Here is a 16,809-nt window from a genome sequence, read left to right on the forward strand (position 1 = left end):
GACCAATACGGGTTCACTCATTGCGCAGCTTTGGGTCGGTGGCGTCGCGCAACCCGTCGCCCACCATGTTCAGGCCGAGCACCAGGAACAGGATGGCGAGACCTGGGAAGATGGCGAGCCAGGGCGCGTCCAGGATGTTCTCGAACCCATCCCGCGTCATGCCGCCCCAGGTCGCCGTCGGCGGCTTCACGCCGAGGCCGATGAAGGACAGGGAGGCTTCGACGCGCACGGCGGTGGCGAGCCACAGCGTGCCCATCACCATCACCTCCGACATGATGTTCGGCAGGATGTGGCGGAACAACACGCGGGTGTGGGAGAATCCCAGCGCGCGGCCGGCCTCGACGAAGGCGCGTTCCTTCAGCGCCAGGGTCGGCGCGCGGGCGACGCGGGCGAAGGGCGCGATGGCCGTCAGCGCGATGGCGACGACCAAATTGACCAGTTCCGGCCCCAGCAGCGCCACGACGATCAGGCCGAGGATCAGCGAGGGGAAGGACAGCAGCACGTCCATCACCTGCATCACGAACAGGTCGAACTTGCCGCCGATGTAGCCCGACACCAGGCCGATGGCGCCGCCGATGATGGCCGCGGCAAAGATGGCGCCGAGCGAGACGATCAGCGAGATGCGCGCGCCCCACATCAGGCGGGACAGGATGTCCCGGCCGAACTGGTCCGTGCCCAGCAGGTAGTCGCCGCCCGGCGATTGCAGGCGGTTGAAGATGTCCTGTTCCGCCGGGTCGTAGGGCGCGAGCCAGGGGGCGAAGATGGCAGCCGCCATGATCAGCAGGCAGATCACGGCGCCGACCGCCGTGGTCGGGTTGCTGCGCGCCTTGCTGAGCGCCCGCTTCCAGCCGGAGGGCGGCGGCGGCGCCACGATTTCGGAGCTGATGCTCATTCCGCCTTCACCCGTGGGTCGATGACGCCATAGAGCAGGTCCGTGATCAGGTTCACCACGACGATGAGGAAGCAGTAGATCACCATCAGCCCCTGCAGCATCGTGTAGTCGCGTTGGTTCAGCGCGCCGACGATGATCTTGCCGAGGCCGGGCCGGTTGAAGACGATCTCGGTCAGCACGGAATTGCCGAGCAGGATGCCGACATACAGCCCGACCACGGTGACGATCGGCAGCGAGGCGTTGCGCAGCCCGTGCACCCAGACCACGCGGCGCCACGGCACGCCCTTGGCGCGCGCGGTGCGGATGTAGTCCTCGCCCAGGGATTGCAGCATGGCGCTGCGCGTCACCCGGGTGATGTAGGCCGCCATGATGAGGCCAAGCGCGATCGTGGGCAGCACCAGCTTGTGCAGCCGGTCGCCGTAGTCGGACAGGTCCGACCCGCCGATGACGGGAAACCAGCGCCAGTGCAGGGAGAAGGCCAGCAGCAGGAAGATACCCGACACGAACACCGGGAAGGACAAACCTATCAGCGACAGGATGCGCGCCGCCACGTCGACCACGCCGTTGCGGTTCAGCGCCGCCCAGATGCCGACCGGCACGCCGACGACGACGCCGAAGATCATCGAGGCGATGGTGAGGTCCAGCGTATGCGGCAGCACCGCCGCGACCTCCGCCGTGATGGAACGGCCGGTGACCATCGACACGCCGAAATCACCCATCAGCGCGCTTCCGATGAAGCTGAGATACTGCGCCCAGAGCGAGCGATCGAGCCCCAGCCGCGTGCGCAGCGCCGCGATCGCCTCCGGCGTCGCCTGGTCACCCAGGATCACCAGCGCCGGGTCGCCGGGCACGATGCGGACGATGATGAAGACCAGCGTCAGCACCGCGATCAGCGTCGGCACGGCGGCCAGCAGCCGCCGCAGGACGAAGCCGGTCATCTAGCGCGCCTCGCCCCCTCTCCCGCCTGCGGGAGAGGGATGGGGTGAGGGTTTTCTCACCGCAGCCGCGTCGCCTCAGTGATCAGCGGGCCGAGGCTCATCGAGCCCTTTAACTCATACCCGTAGTCCAGGTTGTCGCGGCGGGCGAAGACCAGCAGCGTCTCGATCAGCGGCACGCCGCAGACATTCTGCACCAGGATGCGCTGCGCCTCCGCCCACAGGCGCTTCTGCGCCTCCACATCCGTGCTGACCCGCGCGGCATCGATCTGCTGGTCCGCCTGGTCGCAATGCGAGAAGTTCGTCACCGCGGTCGGCGTGCGGACGCGCGAGCGGCCATGGAAGAACTGCGTCAGGTAGATGTCCGCCACCGGGAAACGGGCCGCCGCGTAGTAGACCAGCGGTGACAAATCCTGGCGGATCTGCTGGTGGAAGGTCGCGTGTTCCACCACCTGCAGGTCCAGCGTGATGCCGGACCGGCGCAGCTGCTGCTGCACCACCTGCATCATGTTCAGCATCTCCGGCAACTGCGTGTGGATCACGCGGATGGTGATGCCGTTGGGATGCCCGGCTTCCGCCAGCAGCGCCCGCGCCCGCGCCGGATCGGCCGGCAGCAGCCCGTTCTCGTTGCTGAAGCCGAGATAGCCGCGCGGCACCAGGGACTGGCCCTCGCGCGCCACGTCCTGGCCGCGGAAGCGCACCAGTTCCGCCCGGTTCACCGCATGCGCCAGCGCCTGGCGGATGCGGATGTCGTTGAAGGGCGGCTGCTGCGTGTTGAGGTTCAGGATCGCGAGTTCACCCGGCTCGAACACGTCCACCACCGTGTTCGGCACCTGCCGGGTGCGGTTCACCCAGGTCTGGTCGGCGCGGCCGTAGTTCAGGTCCAGCTCACGGTTCTGGAACGCCAGGTCGCGGGAGGCGTCGGAGGGGATGAAGCGATAGCTGATGCGGCCAAGCTGCGGCGCACCGCGGAAGTAGCCGGCATGGGCCACGAGTTCCGCCGACTGGTTCGGCGTCACGCGATCCAGCGCGAAGGGGCCGGTGCCGATCGGGGAACGCACGAAATTGTCGCCCCGCTCCTCCACCGCGCGCTTCGAGACGATGTAGCCGCCGGAGTAGTTCGTCAGGATCCCGAGCATGCTCGGGATGTTTTCCCGCAGCACGATGCGCACCGTGTGCGGGTCCACCGCCTCGATGCTCTCGATCGCGCGGTAGTCGGCGGCGAAGGCGCTGGTCGCGGCGGTGCCCGACTTGCGCAGGGAGAATACGACATCCTCCGCGGTCAGCTCGCCGTAGTTGCCGTGGAAGCGAACGCCGCGGCGCAGGTGGAAGGTCCAGGTCTTGCCGTCGGCGCTGCTCTCCCAGCGCTCGGCCAGGTCCGGCTCGATCTCGGCCGGGTTGATGGAGCCGGGCTTGAAGCGCACCAGCCCGTTGAACATCCAGGCGACCACGACACGATCGATGGTGGAGACGGCGAAGTGCGGGTCGAGACGCCCGACATCCTGCGCCGCCATGCCGACGCGCAGCGTCGGGCCGGCCGGGGCCTGCGCCTGCGCACCGAAGACCGACGCAATGGCCAAGGCGCTGCCCAGCAACGCCGCTCGAAATCCGCGCATGAAAAAATCTTCCCCGTTGGACCTTGCGCGGAGCCTAGCCTGTTACGGGGGCGTCCGTGAAGCGACCAATCGCGAAGGCGTCCAACGGCACGTCCGTCGCCCCGTCCATGACCAGCTCGGACAGCACCACGCCGACGCCCGGCCCGGTCTGGAAGCCCTCGCCGCAAAAGCCGAAGGCGTGGATCAGGCCGGGCGTGGTCTGCGATGGACCAAGCACCGGGAAGTGGTCCGGGAGCATGCCGTCCGTGCCGGTCCAGCTGCGGATCACCATGGCCTCCGCCAGGCGGGGGATCACGCCGACGGCGCGCTGCATGGCGCCGAAGGCGGCATCCGGGCGCGGACGGGTGACGCGGATGGCGTCGTCGCTTTCGCCATGGCCGCCGCCGAAGATGATGTTGCCGCGCGGAATCTGCCGCAGGTACAAATTGCCGCCGACCACGCCGAGGCTGTGGCGCAGGAAGTAGGGCAGCGGCTCCGTCACCAGCATGTTCGGATGCAGCTTGGTGATCGGCACCTCCTCGCCGAAGCGGCGGGCGATCTCGCCACCCCAGTAGCCTGCGCAGTTCAGCAGCCAGGGCGCGGTGAAGGACTGCCCGCCGGCGGTCAGAACGAAGTTGCTGCCGTCATGGTGGAGGTCCGTGACCGCATGGTTTTCCCGGATCTCCGCGCCGGCCGCGCGCGCGGCGCGGGCCAGGGCGGGGGCCAGCAGGCGCGGATTGGCGCTGCCATCCTCCTCCAGCAGGCTGCCGGCGATGACCTGGTCGCTGAAGAAGGGGTTTTCCGCGCGGATGGCGTTGCGGCCGATCATGCGCGGTCGCAGGCCGTGCTCCGCGGCCAGCGCGTTCCAGCGCAGCAGCTCCGCCTCCTCATCCGGCGTGCGCGCCAGCTTGAGGTGGCCGCAAGCGTCGAACTCCACATCGCTGCCGGTCAGTTCAGTGATGCGCGACCAGATTTCGCGCGACTTACGGGCCAGCGGCAGCCCGGCCGGGTCGCGGCCCTGCTGGCGCACGCCGCCATAGTTCACGCCGGTCGCCTGGCCGCCGACCAGGCCGCGTTCCAGCAGCACCACCCGCACGCCGCGCAGCGCCAGGTGCAGCGCGGCGGAGCACCCTGCCCCGCCGCCGCCGACGATCAGGACATCACAGGACCGCATCATGGGGCCGGCATCAGCCAACCTGGGCGACGGGCACCGGCTTCACCGGCGGCTGCCCACGCAGGCGGCCTACCTCCTCGACCTCCACGCCCAGCGCATTGGCCAGCACAACCGCCGCGGGCGGGCCGCACAGCCGGCCCTGGCAGCGGCCCATGCCGATGCGGGAGAACGCCTTGGCGCGATTCAGCTCAGGCGCCTCCTCCGCGGCGGCACGGCGCAGGTCGCCGGCCGTGATCACCTCGCAGCGGCACAGCGGCGTGCTGTCCTCCATCCGCGCGGCGAGGCGCGCGGGATAGGGGAAGGCCTGCTCCAGCGCGCGCCGGAAGCGGCGTTCCGTGCGCAGGCGACCATCGATGTGCTTCGTCAGCGCGGCGTCGGACGGCAGGTGCGCATCGGCCAGCACCGCCAGCCCGGCCCGCGCGCCCGCCAGTTCCGCGACCTCCGCCCCACCGATCCCCGCGCCGTCACCGGCCAGGAACACGCCCTCCACCGGAGTCCGTCCTGCGGCATCCGCGCGCGGCACCCAGTTCTGCTGCGTGTCGTCATAGTCGAAGGGCACGCCGGCGAGGTCTGCCAACTGCGCCTCCGGCTTCAGGCCCCAGCCGAGTGCCACCGCATCGCAGGGTGTCACATGCTCCTTCCACGCCGCGTCGCGCCAGTGCACGGCGGTGACGCCGTCCACACCCTCGATCGCCAGCGGCGTCGCATCCTCCGCCATCCGCACGCCGCGCGCCTTCAACGAGGCGTACATGCCCATGCCGCGCAGCAGCGTCGGCGCGTTCCACAGCATGCCGGCGCCGAAGCGGGCCTTGGTGATGATGTCCGTGGTGTCCAGCACCAGCACCGGCTTGGCGCCCGCCTTGGCGTATTGCAGCGCCGTCAGCCACAGCAGCGGCCCGGTGCCGATCAGCACGGGCTTGGAGCCGATGCCGACGCCCTGCGACTTCAACGCCACCTGCGCACCGCCAAGCGTCGTCACGTTCGGCAAGGTCCAGCCCGGCAGCGGCAGCACGCGGTCCATGGCGCCGGTGCAGAGGATCAGCGCGTCATAGGTCACCTCGCCCTGCGCCGCGCCGTTGGCCAGCGTGTGCAGCACGCGATCGCCGGGGCGGATGTTCCAGACCAGCGTGTCAGGCCGCCAATCCGTGCGCGCCTTCAGCGCATCCAGCGTCGCATGCTGCCGCTTGGCGCGGCCGGCATCGGCGCCATACAGCTGGGCGTTGGTGCGGGTGAAGCCGGAGGGCGGGCGCTGGGTGACGCGGCCGCCACCATCGGGGCCTTCCTCGATCCAGATCGGCGTGACGCCGGATCGCACGAGTTGTTCCACCGCGCGGATTCCCGCCGGGCCGGCACCCACCACAACCACCTTCATCGCCTGATCACCTCGAGCCCGGGTTCCACCAATGTCGTACAGGCACGGCGGATGCCGTTACCCACCACATGCACCCAGCAATCCTGGCAGGCGCCCATCCAGCAGAAGCCGGTGCGGCCGCCATCGCCGAATTCGCTGGTCCGCACATGGCCGAGACCTGCCGTCAGCATCGCCGTCAACAGCGTGTCCCCGGCGCGTGCGGCCAGTTCCATGCCATCGACGGTGAAAGTGAGGACGGGCCGGTCCTGGTCAAGCAGGCGAACCGCCGTCACAGCAGCGCCTCGAACCGGCAGTTCACCCGCAATTCGCCGACGCTGGCGGTATTGGGCAGGCGCAGCACCGTTTCCACCAGGGCGGCCACATCCTCCGGCCGGCTCATCGCCTCGCGCGGGAACCTGGCCTGCGCCGTCATCTCCGTCGCCACGAAGCCGGGACACAGCGCGGTGGCGCGGATGCCGTGTTCCCAGCCCAGCCGCCGCACCTCCTGCGTCAGCGCCACGACGGCGAACTTGCTCATCGCATAACCGAGATTCTCGTTGGCGACGCGCTTGCCGGACAGGGAGGCGATGTTCACCACCCGCCCCTCCCCGCCCGCCACCAGGTGCGGCCAGGCGGCACGGATGACGCGCAGCGGCGCCTTAGCGTTGACCTGCCACTGCCGGTCCATCGCCGTCTCGTCCGCATCCAGCAGCCGGGCGACGGGATTGATGCCGGCGGCGTTGATCACCGCGTCGATGCGGCCGAAGCGGGCCATGGTGGCGGCGACCCAGGCTTCCGCGCTGCCCTCGGCTTCCGCGTCCCAGCGATGCAGCATCAGGTCCGGCCCGGCCGCGAGCTTGCCGGCGCTGCGGATGCCGGCGCTGACAAGCCATCCGGAGCCATGCAGGCGCCGCAGCACTTCCCGGCCGATGCCGCGCGAGGCGCCGGTGATCATGGCGACGCGGCCGACGGGGTCAAGCATGAGGTGCCTCGCCGTGGAGAGGTCGGAAAGCCCCCGTCACCCCGGCCCTCTCCCCCAACGGGGGGGAGAGGGAGCTAAGCCCTCTCCCCCCCGTGGGGGGAGAGGGTTGGGTGAGGGGGGCGCAGGGCCGCGCGCGTTCAGGCATGCAGCAATTCCCCCGTCGCGACATGGCAGCGCGCCGCATGCGCCGCCGAAACCTCCGCCAGGACCTGTTCCCGCTCGCACCCCGCCTGCGCCATCGGGCAACGCGGCGCGAAGCGGCAGCCGGCGGGCATGGCGTCGAGCGGCGGCACCCGGCCGGGAATGGCGGACAGCGCCTGGCCGGGCTGGTCGAGCCGCGGAATCGCGGAGAACAGCGCGCGGGTATAGGGGTGCTGGGGCCTGTCGAAGATGGCGGCGACCGGCCCCTGCTCCACGATCTCCCCGGCATACATCACCGCCACCCGGTCCGCGATCTGCGCCACCACGCCGAGATTGTGCGTGATGAAGAGCACCGCCATGCCGTGCTTCTTCTGCAGATCCGCCAGCAGGCCGAGCACCTGCGCCTGGATCGTCACGTCCAGCGCCGTGGTGGGCTCATCGGCCAGGAGCACGGCGGGCTCGCAGGCCAGCGCGATCGCGATCATCACGCGCTGGCGCATGCCGCCGGAGAATTGGTGCGGATACTCGTCCAGCCGCTGCGCCGGCGAGGGGATCTTCACCTCCTCGAACAGGGTCAGCGCCTTGGCGCGCGCCGCCTTGCGATCCAGGCCGCGATGGATTCGCAAGGCCTCGGCCACCTGGTCGCCCACGGTCATCACCGGGTTCAGGCTGGTCATCGGCTCCTGGAAGATCATCGCCATGCGGTCGCCCCGCACCGATTCCAGCGCCTGGTCGGACAGCCCTGCCAGGTCGCGGCCATCCAGCAGGATGCGCCCGGCATGGACCCGTCCGAAGGGCGGCTGCACCAGGCCCATGACGGACAGCGCGGTGACGGATTTGCCGCAGCCGCTCTCGCCGACCAGGGCCAGCGTCTCGTCCCGCATCAGGGTCAGCGACAGGTCGCGCACCGCCGGGTGCCACGTGCCGCCGATGCGGAATTCGGTGCGGAGTCCAACCAGTTCGAGCGCGGGTGTCGTCATCGCCTGCGAAACTGCGCCAGCCGGCGCCCGGCATCAAGCCGGAACGGCAAAGCGATCCTGGCTGAAGGCCGCAACCGGCAGGTTCGTGGCGCCGCGCGCCATCAACTCGGCGACCGCGGCGCCTGCCGCGGGGCAGAGCTGGAAGCCATGGCCGGAGAAGCCGAAGGAGTGGAACAGGCCCGGCAGGGTGCGGCTTTCGCCGATGACGGGCATGTCGTCCGGCGGCCGCGCCTCCGTCCCGGTCCAGCTGCGGACGATGCGGGCGCCCGCCACGCACGGAAAAATCTCGGCGGCGATGCGGGCGGCGAAGGCGAGGTTGCCGAAGACGACGGAGGAGGTCTCCGCCGCCCGGTCGTTCAGCCCCTGGTGGCCGCCGCCGATGACGACGGTGCCGGAGGCCGTCTGCTTGAAGGACAGGGCGCGGGCCGTCGCGCCCACGGTGGGCTCGACGAAGGGCGGCAGGCGCTCCGTCACGATCATCATGCTGGCCTTGGTGCCGCAGGGAATCACCTCCCCGGCCAGCGCGGCCAGGTCTGGCGCCCAGGCGCCGGCGCAGTTGGCGACGCGCTCGGCGGGGAAGTCGCCCTGGTCGGTGTGGACGGTGATGGTGCCATCCGCCGTGCGCTCCAGGCCAGTGACGGCGACCCCTTCCCTGATCTCCACCCCCGCCCGCTCGGCGGCGGCGCGGAAGGCCATGACGGTGCGCATCGGGTCGGCCGAGCCATCGTCCCGCGTCACGATGGCGCCGACGACGTGCGGGGAGACGGCCGGCAGCAGTCGGCGGACCTCCGCCTGGTCCACCACCTCCTCATGCGACCAGCCCAGCGCGCGGACCTGCGCGACGCGGGCCTCGTTCCGCGCCATGTCGGCGGCGCTTTCCGCCACCTTCACCTGGCCGGTGGCGCGGAACCCGCAATCGTCGCCGACCAGCGCCACGATGCCGTGCCACATCTCCGCCGCCACCACCGACAGCGCAATCTCCGGCAGCGCCCGGCCGAGCCGTCGCACTCCGCCGGCATTCACGCCGCTGGAATGGCGCCCGACATGCCGGCGTTCCAGCAAGGTCACCTGCCAGCCCGGCGTCCGGGCCAGGTGCAGGGCGGTGGACAGCCCGTGCAGCCCGCCGCCGATCACCACCGCCCGACTCACGACCAACTCTCGAAGCCCGGCTTAGAGCCCTCTCCCCCCGGTGGGGGGAGAGGGCTTTCGTCGCGCGCGCCCCTCATCCCGCCAGCGCCGCAAGCTCGCCCAGCGTCAGCGGCTTGGTCGGGAAGCGGGTGCGGAACGGGTCGACCTCGCCCGGGTCCACGCCGCGCGCCGCCGCGATCACGCCATGCACCGCCGGCCCGCAGACGCGCCCCTGGCACGGCCCCATGCCGGCACGTGTAAATGCCTTGGTCTGGTTGGCGCCGAGGCAGCCGAGCCCCACCGCCTCCCGCACCCGGCCGGCCGTCACCTCCTCGCAGCGGCAGAGGATGGTCTCGTCGGGGATGGCGGCCTCGGGCAGCGGCGGGAACATGGCGTCGAGGAAGGGGCGCGGCGCCAGTTGCCGGTCGCGCAGCAGGCGCAGCGGGCCGGCGCGACCGTCGCGTTCATCCGTGGTGATGCGGCCAAGCGCGCGCGCCGCCTCCAGCGCCGCGATGCGACCGGACAGGGCCGCGGCGCGGGCACCGCCGATGCCGCCCGAATCGCCCGCCACCATGACGCCCTCGGCCGAGGTATTTCCCCAGAGGTCGAGGCCCGGCCGCCAGCAGCGCTGCACCGGGTCCCAGCCATGTTTCAGCCCGGCGATGGCGCGGGTGACCTGCGTGTTCGGCACCACGCCATCATGCAGCAGCAGCAGGTCGGCCGGATGCGCGACGCCGTCGATGAGGATGTGGGTGAGCCGGCCCTCGCCTTCCGCGCGGATGTCCCGCGCCGGGATGACCTGCACGCCGGCCCGCTTCACCCGCCGCTGCCACAGCAGGCCCCGCAACAGGTATTCCGGCGCCTTCAGCGCGCGGGTCAGGAACGGCATGGCCCGCCGCAGGCCGCCCGCCGGCGAAAGATCCACGATTCCCGCGATCCGCCCGCCCTTGGCCAGCGCCTGCACCGCGTACAACCACAGCAACGGCCCCTGCCCGGCCAGCCAAACGGCGCCCTCCGGTACCAGCCCCGCCGTCTTCAGCGCGATCTGTGCGGCGCCGATGCCCATGACGCCCGGCAGGGTCCAGCCCGGGATCGGCAGCGGCCGTTCCGTGGCGCCCGCGGCCAGGATGATGCGGCCGGCGGTGACGCTGCGGGCCGCGCCCGCTTCGGACCAGAACACCTTGCCGCCCGCGTCGACCGCCCAGAGGGTGGCGCCGGGCCGGAATTCGGCGCCGGAGGCGCGGAAGGCGGCAACCAGCTTCGCGCCGTCCTTGTCCTGGTCGTCCTTCGCGGGCCGCGATTCCACTCCGCGATGCACCTGCCCGCCCGGCGCCGCGTTCTCGTCCAGCACCAGCACCTTCATGCCATGCGACCGCGCCTCGGTCGCCGCCGCCAGGCCGGCCGGCCCGGCGCCGAGCACCAGCAGGTCCACGCTGCCGCCGGCCTTCAGCGGCGCCGCCTGTTCGGCCGTCCACTCCGCCTCGATGCTCATGCCGCGTCATCCTCGAAGCCGCGGGCGCCGCGCTGCATCCCGGCGCGCAGGCCGGGCACCACCGGCACCAGGCAGGCCTGCACATTCTGGGCGCCCTCCACCACCACCAGGCAGTCGAAACACGCGCCCATCAGGCAGAGCGGCCCGCGCGGGCTGCCGCTGACCGGGGTTTCGCGGAACGCGGTGACGCCGGCCGCCAGCAGCGCCACGGCCAGGCTTTCGCCCGCCCGCGCCGGCAGCGCCTGGCCTTCCCAGGTGATGGTGCAGTCGGTCGGCTCACTGCGCCGGAACATGCGGGACTCCGAGGAAGCGGGCGGGATGCAGGTCGCGGGCCGCCTCCGGCAGCGCGCCGGCGAGAATTGCCTCCGCCAGCGTCCCGGCATGCACGGCGGCGAGCGTCACGCCGGAATGGCAGGTGGCAACGAAGGCGCCAGGATGGGTCGGGCTTTCGGCATAGGCGGGGAAGCCATCCGGCGTCATCGGCCGCAGCGCCGCCCAGCCGCGCACCATCCGCGCCTGCGCCAGCACCGGCAGCACCCGCAAGGCGCGGGCCGCCATGCGCGCCAGCGCATCGGTGCTGGTGCCGGTCGCGAAGCTGCCGTCATCCTCGCTGGTGACGCCGATCTGGATGGTGCCGTCGCCGGTCTGGCGGATGGCGCTGGCCGGCAGCGGCAGCAGCGGCGCCAGACGCTCCGTGACGATGTTCTGGCCGCGCACCGGCCGCACCGGCACGTCGAGCCCGACCATCGCCGCCAGGCGCGTCGTCATCACCCCCGCCGCAATGACGATGCGCCGCGCCGCGACCTCCGTGCCGTCCTCCCGGTCGATCCGGTACCCGCCGGCCACCGGCTCGATCGCCCGCACCGCGGCGCCGGGCAGGTGCGCCCCGCCGGCCTTCCGCATCCCCGCCTGCAGGCCGCGCAGCAGGGTCAGCGGGTCCACATGGCCATCCGCCGGCTGGAAACTGGCGCCGAGCACCTCCGGCCCCAGCGGGCAATCCGGCATCAGGTCGCGCAGCTCCGCGCGGTCCAGCATCCGCAGGCCGTGCTGGCCCTGGTTGTGCATGCGCTGCACGAAGGTTTTCCGGGTCTCGTACTCGGCCTCGCCGAGGCAGAAGGTCAGGCCGCCGACGGCGCGGTACTGCGTGTCCCGCCCGGCATGGCCCGAAACCCGCTCCGCCAGCGCCGGCCAGAGATCCACGCTGCGACGCGTCCATTCGGCATAGGCCGGCATGCCGTCGCCCTTGGACTGCGACCAGACCAGCCCGAAATTGCCGCGCGCCGCGCGCAGCGCCACGTCGCCCTCATCCAGCACCGCGACGCGCGCGCCTCGTTCCGCGCAGCCGAAGCCGATGGCGGAGCCGACCATGCCGCCGCCGATGATCGCCACGTCATACATGTTGCGAGCCTGACCCCTGCCGCCCCATCCTGCAAGACGGGATGCCCCGGAAGGACCGCAGAATGCGCCGCACCATCATCGCCACCGCCTTGCTCCTGGCGCTTCCGGCAGCCGGACCGGCGGAAGCACAGACCCTCCGCGTCGGCCTGATCGCGCAGGACATGGGCACGACGGACCCGCACCGCGCCAGTGCCACGCAGGACAAGGCACCTCTGTCCTGGGCCTATGACGGGTTGGTGCGCTTCCCGCCGGGCTCGGCCGACCCGGCGCAGATCGAGCCGGACCTGGCGGAGCGCTTCACCCGCAGCGAGGACGGCCTCAGCTACACCTTCCACCTGCGCCCCGGCGTGCGCTTTCACGACGGCCAGCCGCTCGGCGCGGAGGACGTGGTGTTCTCGCTCCGCCGTGCCGCCGACCGCGCCCGCAGCGGCTTCGCCGGGGACTTCTCCCCGGTCACCGAAATCGAGATGCTGGACCCGATGACCGTGCGGGTGACGCTGCGGCAGGCGGTGGCCGGCGCGCTCGGGCTGTTCGCCAACTACCATGGCGGCATGATCGTCTCCCGCCGCGCCGACACGGGTGGGCAGGCGCCGGGCACCGGCCCGTTCCGGATGGAGCGCGCCGGCGGCGGCGCGGCGCGGATGGTGGCGCATGACGCGCATTGGCGTGGCCGCCCGGCGATCCGCGCCATCGACCTGCGCTTCATCACCTCCGACGCGACGCGCGAACTGGCCTATACCGCCGGCGAGCTGGACCTGATCATCGGCCGCCGCGAACAGCGCTGGGTGGAGCGCATGCGGGCGCATCCGAACACGGTGGTCGAGGTCTTCTCCCCCGGCGAGTTCCGCACCCTGCTGATCAGCAGCCGCAGCGCGCCGCTGGACGATGCGCGGGTGCGCCGCGCCGTGCAGCACGCGGTGGACGCGCCAGCCATCGCCCGCTTCGTGGGCCTGGACGTGGCGACGCCCTGGCCGAGCCCGGTGCCACCCGGCTACCTCGGCGCGACCCAGGAGGTGCCGCGCTATGCCCCCGACCCGGCCCGCGCCCGCGCGTTGCTGGCGGAGGCGGGCCATGCCAACGGCGTCACCATCCGCGCCGTCGTCTCCTCCAACTCCGCGCAGTTGCCGATCATGGAGGTGATCCAGGCGCAGCTTCGCCGGGCCGGCATCACGCTCGACATGGATGTGGTGGAGCACGCCACCTACCACGCGCGCATCCGGCAAGATTTGTCGCAGATGACCTTCTACGGCGCCGCGCGGTTTCCGGTGGCGGACAGCTACCTCAGCCAGTTCTACCATTCCCGCAGCGCACCCGGTCAGCCGACCATGTCGCTGAACTTCGCCCATTGCAGCGCGGCGGATGCCGAGATCGACGCCGCCCGCGCCGAGCCCGACACGGCGAAGCAGATGGCGCTCTGGGCGACGGCGCAACGCAAGGTGCTGGAAGCCGGGTGCAGCGTGCCGCTGTTCGACCTGAAGCAGGTCTGGGTGCGGCGCAGCGGGCTGAACCTGGGCTACCGGCTGGAGGGCGCGCTGAACCTCGGCCCGGCCATCACGGCGGCAACGCGGCTGGACTGAGGCATGCGGCGGCGCAGCCTTCTCGCGGCGGGTCTCGCCGCCCCCAGCCTGGCCGGCGCGCAGGTGACCTGGCTGCCGGACCGGCCGATGCGCCTCATCGTGCCCTTCGCGCCCGGCGGCGCGCTGGACGTGCTGGCCCGGCTGCTGGCGTGGGAGATGGAGCCGCTGCTCGGCACCACCATCCTGGTCGAGAACCGCAGCGGCGCCGGCGGCAATGTGGGCGCGGAGGCGGTGGCGCGCAGCGAGCCGGATGGCCACACCTTCCTGATCTCCGCGCCCGGCCCGCTGGTGGTGAACCCCTTCCTGTATCCCAGCATGCCGTTCAACCCGGAGGTCGCCTTCATCCCGGTGGCCCTGGTCGCCAGCAACCCGCTTCTGGTCCTGGCTTCCGCCCGGCGACCGGAGCGCAGCCTGGCCGACCTGGTCACCGCAATCCGCAGCGGGGAGCGGCTGAACTATTCCAGCGCCGGCGCCGGCAGCGCCGGTCACCTGACGATGGAGGTGCTGAAGTCCCGCCTCGCCGTCGCCCAACCCCAGCACGTCGCCTTCCGCGGCGCCGCCCCCTCGCTGGAGGCGTTGTCAGGCGGCCATGTGGAGTTCGCGGTGGAAAGCATCACCAGCTCCATCGGCTTCGTCTCAGGTGGCCTGGCGCGCGCCCTGGCGGTGACCACCTCGGAACGCTGGCCCGGACTGCCGGAGGTACCGACGGTGCAGGAAGCCGGCGTCGCGGATTTCGACTACGTCTCCTGGATCTGCTTCGTCTACCCGGCCGGCGTCAGCGAGGAAGCGGTGCTGCTGCTGAACGCGGCCACGAACGGGGCGCTGGCCACGCCCGGGATGCGTCAGCGCCTGCTGCGCCTCGGCGCCGTGCCGCGCGGCGGCACGGCACGGCAGCTTGAGCAGCATATCCGGTCGGAGCGGACGAAATGGGGGGAGGCGGTGCGGATTTCCGGCGCCAGGGTCGGATGAACGCGACCGTCTACGGAAAGGCGGCGCAGGCCTCCCAGCCGATCTCGCGCGCCTGCGCCTCGGCGCCCGCGACCCACTCGGCCACCAGCGGATGCGCCAGCACGGCCTCCGCATAGGCCTGGGCATCGGGCGCCAGGGGCACCGAGTAGGTGCGGAAGCGGCTGGCCATCGGCGCCCACATCGCATCGGCGAAGTTGAAGCGCGCGCCGAACAGATAGGGGCCGCCCTGCCCCCAGGCCGCGCGCGTCAGCCGCCAGCTTTCCTGCACCCGCGCCACCTGCGGCGCGACGCCCGGCCGGCCAAGCAGCTTGACGTTGGAGGGCACGCCATTCGCGATCGGCCAGCGCTTCACCAGGTTCATCGGCAGCGCCGCGCGCAGTTCCACGAAATGCGCGTGCATCTCGGCCGCGGAGCTGCGGGCGGCGGTGCGGGCGCGCAGGTCGCCCGGCCAGATGTCGCAGCCCGGCGCGCGTTCCCACAGGTACTCCGCGATCGCCAGCGTGTCCGTCACCGCGAAATCGCCATCATGCAGGATGGGGATGAGGCCGGTCGGCGAGGCTTCCGCCAGTTGCGCCTTGCTGCCTTCGCGCGAGAGGAACAGCGTCTCGGCCTCGAAGGGCAGGCCGGAAAGCCGGCACGCCAGCCAGCCGCGCATGGTCCAGGTGGAGGACCACTTGCCGCCGATCACCAGCCGCATCATCCGCTCGTCTCCCGCCAGGCCCGCGCCAGATGGCCGCAGGCCCGGCGGCGAGGCAAGCCCTGCAACTTCAGTCGCTTGATGTATACGCGCTGGTCATTGCCCTGCCGCCCATAGTGGCTAAGTTGGCGCCCCTCGACGACAGGACGAAGCACGATGGACGGCCCGATGACTTCCGTGGCGGCGCGCGTGGATGAGGCGGCGGAGGCCGGCGGCGAGGCCGCGGTCAGCTTCCTGCGCGACCTGATCCGCCTGCAATCCGGCGGCGAGGCCGCGGTGCAGGCACGCATCGCCGCCGCCTGCGAGCAGCTCGGCTGCATCGTCGAGACCCGCCGCTACAGCCCCGCCGGCGTGGTGCTGCGGGAGGAGTTCGCCAGCGAATCCGCGATGGCGGCCGAGGAACGGGAGGCCGTGCTGGCCCGCTTCCCCGGCAGCGGCGGCGGCCGCAGCGTGATCTTCTTCGCGCACCCCGATGGCGAGGCGTTTCAGCCGCAGCATGGGTGGCTGCACGACCCGATGGCCGGCGAAATCGACCAGGGCCGCATCCATGGCTGGGGCGTGGCCGACGACCTGGCCGGCTGCGCCACGATGGTGGAGGCGCTGCGCGCGGTGCTCGCCGCCGGCGTGGTGCCGAAGGGCGATGTCATCCTGGCCAGCACACCATCCAAGCGCCACGCCCGTGGCGTGCACGCGCTGCTGCATGGTGGCGTCACCGCCGATGCCGCGGTGTACCTGCATCCGGCCGAATCGGGCATCGGGATGCGGGAGGTGAAGGCGCTGGCACCTGGCCAGCTCGTGTTCCGCATCCTCGTCAAGGGCCGCCTGCCGCCGACGCAGGAGCCGGGCCACACCGCCTTCGCGCATCTGGCGGTGAACCCGATCGAGAAGGCGATGGGCGTGATCGCCGCGCTGCGCGCGCTGGATGCACGGCGTGGCGCGCGGGTGCATCACCCGGCGCTGGATGCCGCCGTCGGGCGCAGCACCAACCTGCTGGTCGGCGACCTCAAGACGCTCGGCGATGGCCGCGCCGCGCGCATCGCGCCGGCCGTCCAGCTGTCCTGCGCCCTGTCCTTCCCGCCCGGCGAGAAGCTCGCCGACGTGCAGGCGGAGGTCGAGGCCGCCATCGCGGAGGCGGTCGCCGCCGATCCGGCGCTGGAGGTCGAGACCATCTTCCTGTCCGGCGTCACCGGCGCCGAAGTGCCGCTGGACCATCCGCTGTGGCTGGCCACGCATGAGGCGGTGCTGCGCGGCACCGGCACGGCGCCCGAGATCAACCCGCTGCACACCTCCTCCGACATCCGCAACCCGATGGTGCAGTCGGGCATTCCCTGCGTCGGGCTCGGCCCGCTCTGCGGCGACCTGACGCAGAATGGCGGCCGGGACGAATGGGTCGACGTGGCGGATTATCGCCGCGGCGTGGCGGTGGTGGCGGCGCTGATCGCCGGCTGGTGCGGCGCGGAATAACGCCGCGCGCAAGGAGAATTGCGTGGCGCCGCCC

The 16,809-nt window shown here is 71.7% G+C and carries 16 protein-coding genes; 3 read left to right on the forward strand and 13 right to left on the reverse strand.

The features are described 5' to 3' along the window. Positions 1 to 13: 13 nt before the first annotated feature. The 12 genes from ACFHPP_RS12895 to ACFHPP_RS12950 form a co-directional block, all read right to left on the reverse strand. Positions 14 to 892, reverse strand: a complete 879-nt coding sequence (locus ACFHPP_RS12895) for an ABC transporter permease (RefSeq protein ID WP_437163655.1) — start codon at positions 890 to 892, stop codon at positions 14 to 16. Beyond that, positions 889 to 1,830 carry an ABC transporter permease gene (locus ACFHPP_RS12900; RefSeq protein ID WP_437163656.1) on the reverse strand — a complete coding sequence of 314 codons (942 nt, stop codon included), beginning with the start codon at positions 1,828 to 1,830 and terminating at the stop codon, positions 889 to 891. The genes ACFHPP_RS12895 and ACFHPP_RS12900 overlap by 4 nt, the downstream gene beginning before the upstream one ends. Before the next feature lie 56 nt (positions 1,831 to 1,886). Then, positions 1,887 to 3,443: an ABC transporter substrate-binding protein gene (locus ACFHPP_RS12905; protein ID WP_437163657.1), complete on the reverse strand. Its 1,557-nt coding sequence runs from the start codon at positions 3,441 to 3,443 to the stop codon at positions 1,887 to 1,889. A 34-nt stretch (positions 3,444 to 3,477) separates the two neighbouring features. Continuing rightward, positions 3,478 to 4,599 (reverse strand): NAD(P)/FAD-dependent oxidoreductase, encoded by a 1,122-nt coding sequence (locus ACFHPP_RS12910; protein ID WP_437163658.1) that lies wholly within the window; start codon positions 4,597 to 4,599, stop codon positions 3,478 to 3,480. Positions 4,600 to 4,609: 10 nt separating this feature from the next. After that, positions 4,610 to 5,968 carry an FAD-dependent oxidoreductase gene (locus ACFHPP_RS12915; protein WP_437163659.1) on the reverse strand — a complete coding sequence of 453 codons (1,359 nt, stop codon included), beginning with the start codon at positions 5,966 to 5,968 and terminating at the stop codon, positions 4,610 to 4,612. Continuing rightward, complete coding sequence (locus ACFHPP_RS12920) at positions 5,965 to 6,240, reverse strand: (2Fe-2S)-binding protein (RefSeq protein ID WP_437163660.1); 276 nt, start codon at positions 6,238 to 6,240, stop codon at positions 5,965 to 5,967. The genes ACFHPP_RS12915 and ACFHPP_RS12920 overlap by 4 nt, the downstream gene beginning before the upstream one ends. Further along, entirely contained in the window at positions 6,237 to 6,929 is a 693-nt protein-coding gene (locus ACFHPP_RS12925) for an SDR family NAD(P)-dependent oxidoreductase (RefSeq protein WP_437163661.1), read from the reverse strand. The genes ACFHPP_RS12920 and ACFHPP_RS12925 overlap by 4 nt, the downstream gene beginning before the upstream one ends. Positions 6,930 to 7,066: 137 nt before the next feature. Then, positions 7,067 to 8,050: an ABC transporter ATP-binding protein gene (locus tag ACFHPP_RS12930; RefSeq protein WP_437163662.1), complete on the reverse strand. Its 984-nt coding sequence runs from the start codon at positions 8,048 to 8,050 to the stop codon at positions 7,067 to 7,069. A 33-nt stretch (positions 8,051 to 8,083) separates the two neighbouring features. Beyond that, complete coding sequence (locus tag ACFHPP_RS12935; RefSeq protein WP_437163663.1) at positions 8,084 to 9,199, reverse strand: NAD(P)/FAD-dependent oxidoreductase; 1,116 nt, start codon at positions 9,197 to 9,199, stop codon at positions 8,084 to 8,086. A 73-nt stretch (positions 9,200 to 9,272) separates the two neighbouring features. Continuing rightward, complete coding sequence (locus ACFHPP_RS12940) at positions 9,273 to 10,670, reverse strand: NAD(P)/FAD-dependent oxidoreductase (protein ID WP_437163664.1); 1,398 nt, start codon at positions 10,668 to 10,670, stop codon at positions 9,273 to 9,275. Beyond that, positions 10,667 to 10,963 carry a (2Fe-2S)-binding protein gene (locus tag ACFHPP_RS12945; protein ID WP_437163665.1) on the reverse strand — a complete coding sequence of 99 codons (297 nt, stop codon included), beginning with the start codon at positions 10,961 to 10,963 and terminating at the stop codon, positions 10,667 to 10,669. The genes ACFHPP_RS12940 and ACFHPP_RS12945 overlap by 4 nt, the downstream gene beginning before the upstream one ends. Continuing rightward, positions 10,947 to 12,068 (reverse strand): NAD(P)/FAD-dependent oxidoreductase, encoded by a 1,122-nt coding sequence (locus ACFHPP_RS12950; RefSeq protein WP_437163666.1) that lies wholly within the window; start codon positions 12,066 to 12,068, stop codon positions 10,947 to 10,949. The genes ACFHPP_RS12945 and ACFHPP_RS12950 overlap by 17 nt, the downstream gene beginning before the upstream one ends. Before the next feature lie 62 nt (positions 12,069 to 12,130). On the opposite strand from ACFHPP_RS12950, the gene ACFHPP_RS12955 reads away from it, so the two are divergent. Continuing rightward, complete coding sequence (locus ACFHPP_RS12955; RefSeq protein ID WP_437163667.1) at positions 12,131 to 13,645, forward strand: ABC transporter substrate-binding protein; 1,515 nt, start codon at positions 12,131 to 12,133, stop codon at positions 13,643 to 13,645. A 3-nt stretch (positions 13,646 to 13,648) separates the two neighbouring features. Next, positions 13,649 to 14,614, forward strand: coding sequence for a Bug family tripartite tricarboxylate transporter substrate binding protein (locus ACFHPP_RS12960; protein ID WP_437163668.1), 966 nt, complete (start codon positions 13,649 to 13,651; stop codon positions 14,612 to 14,614). A 10-nt stretch (positions 14,615 to 14,624) separates the two neighbouring features. On the opposite strand, the gene ACFHPP_RS12965 is transcribed toward ACFHPP_RS12960, so the two are convergent. Then, positions 14,625 to 15,314, reverse strand: coding sequence for a glutathione S-transferase N-terminal domain-containing protein (locus ACFHPP_RS12965; RefSeq protein ID WP_437163669.1), 690 nt, complete (start codon positions 15,312 to 15,314; stop codon positions 14,625 to 14,627). 153 nt (positions 15,315 to 15,467) lie between these two features. Here ACFHPP_RS12965 and ACFHPP_RS12970 point away from each other — a divergent pair, with 153 nt between their 5' ends. Next, a complete protein-coding gene (locus ACFHPP_RS12970; RefSeq protein ID WP_437163670.1) occupies positions 15,468 to 16,775 on the forward strand; it encodes a M20 family metallopeptidase in 1,308 nt (435 codons plus the stop codon). Positions 16,776 to 16,809: the final 34 nt, after the last annotated feature.

Origin of the sequence: Falsiroseomonas sp. E2-1-a20, from assembly GCF_051433195.1 — a bacterium.
In the GTDB taxonomy this organism is placed as follows: domain Bacteria; phylum Pseudomonadota; class Alphaproteobacteria; order Acetobacterales; family Acetobacteraceae; genus Falsiroseomonas.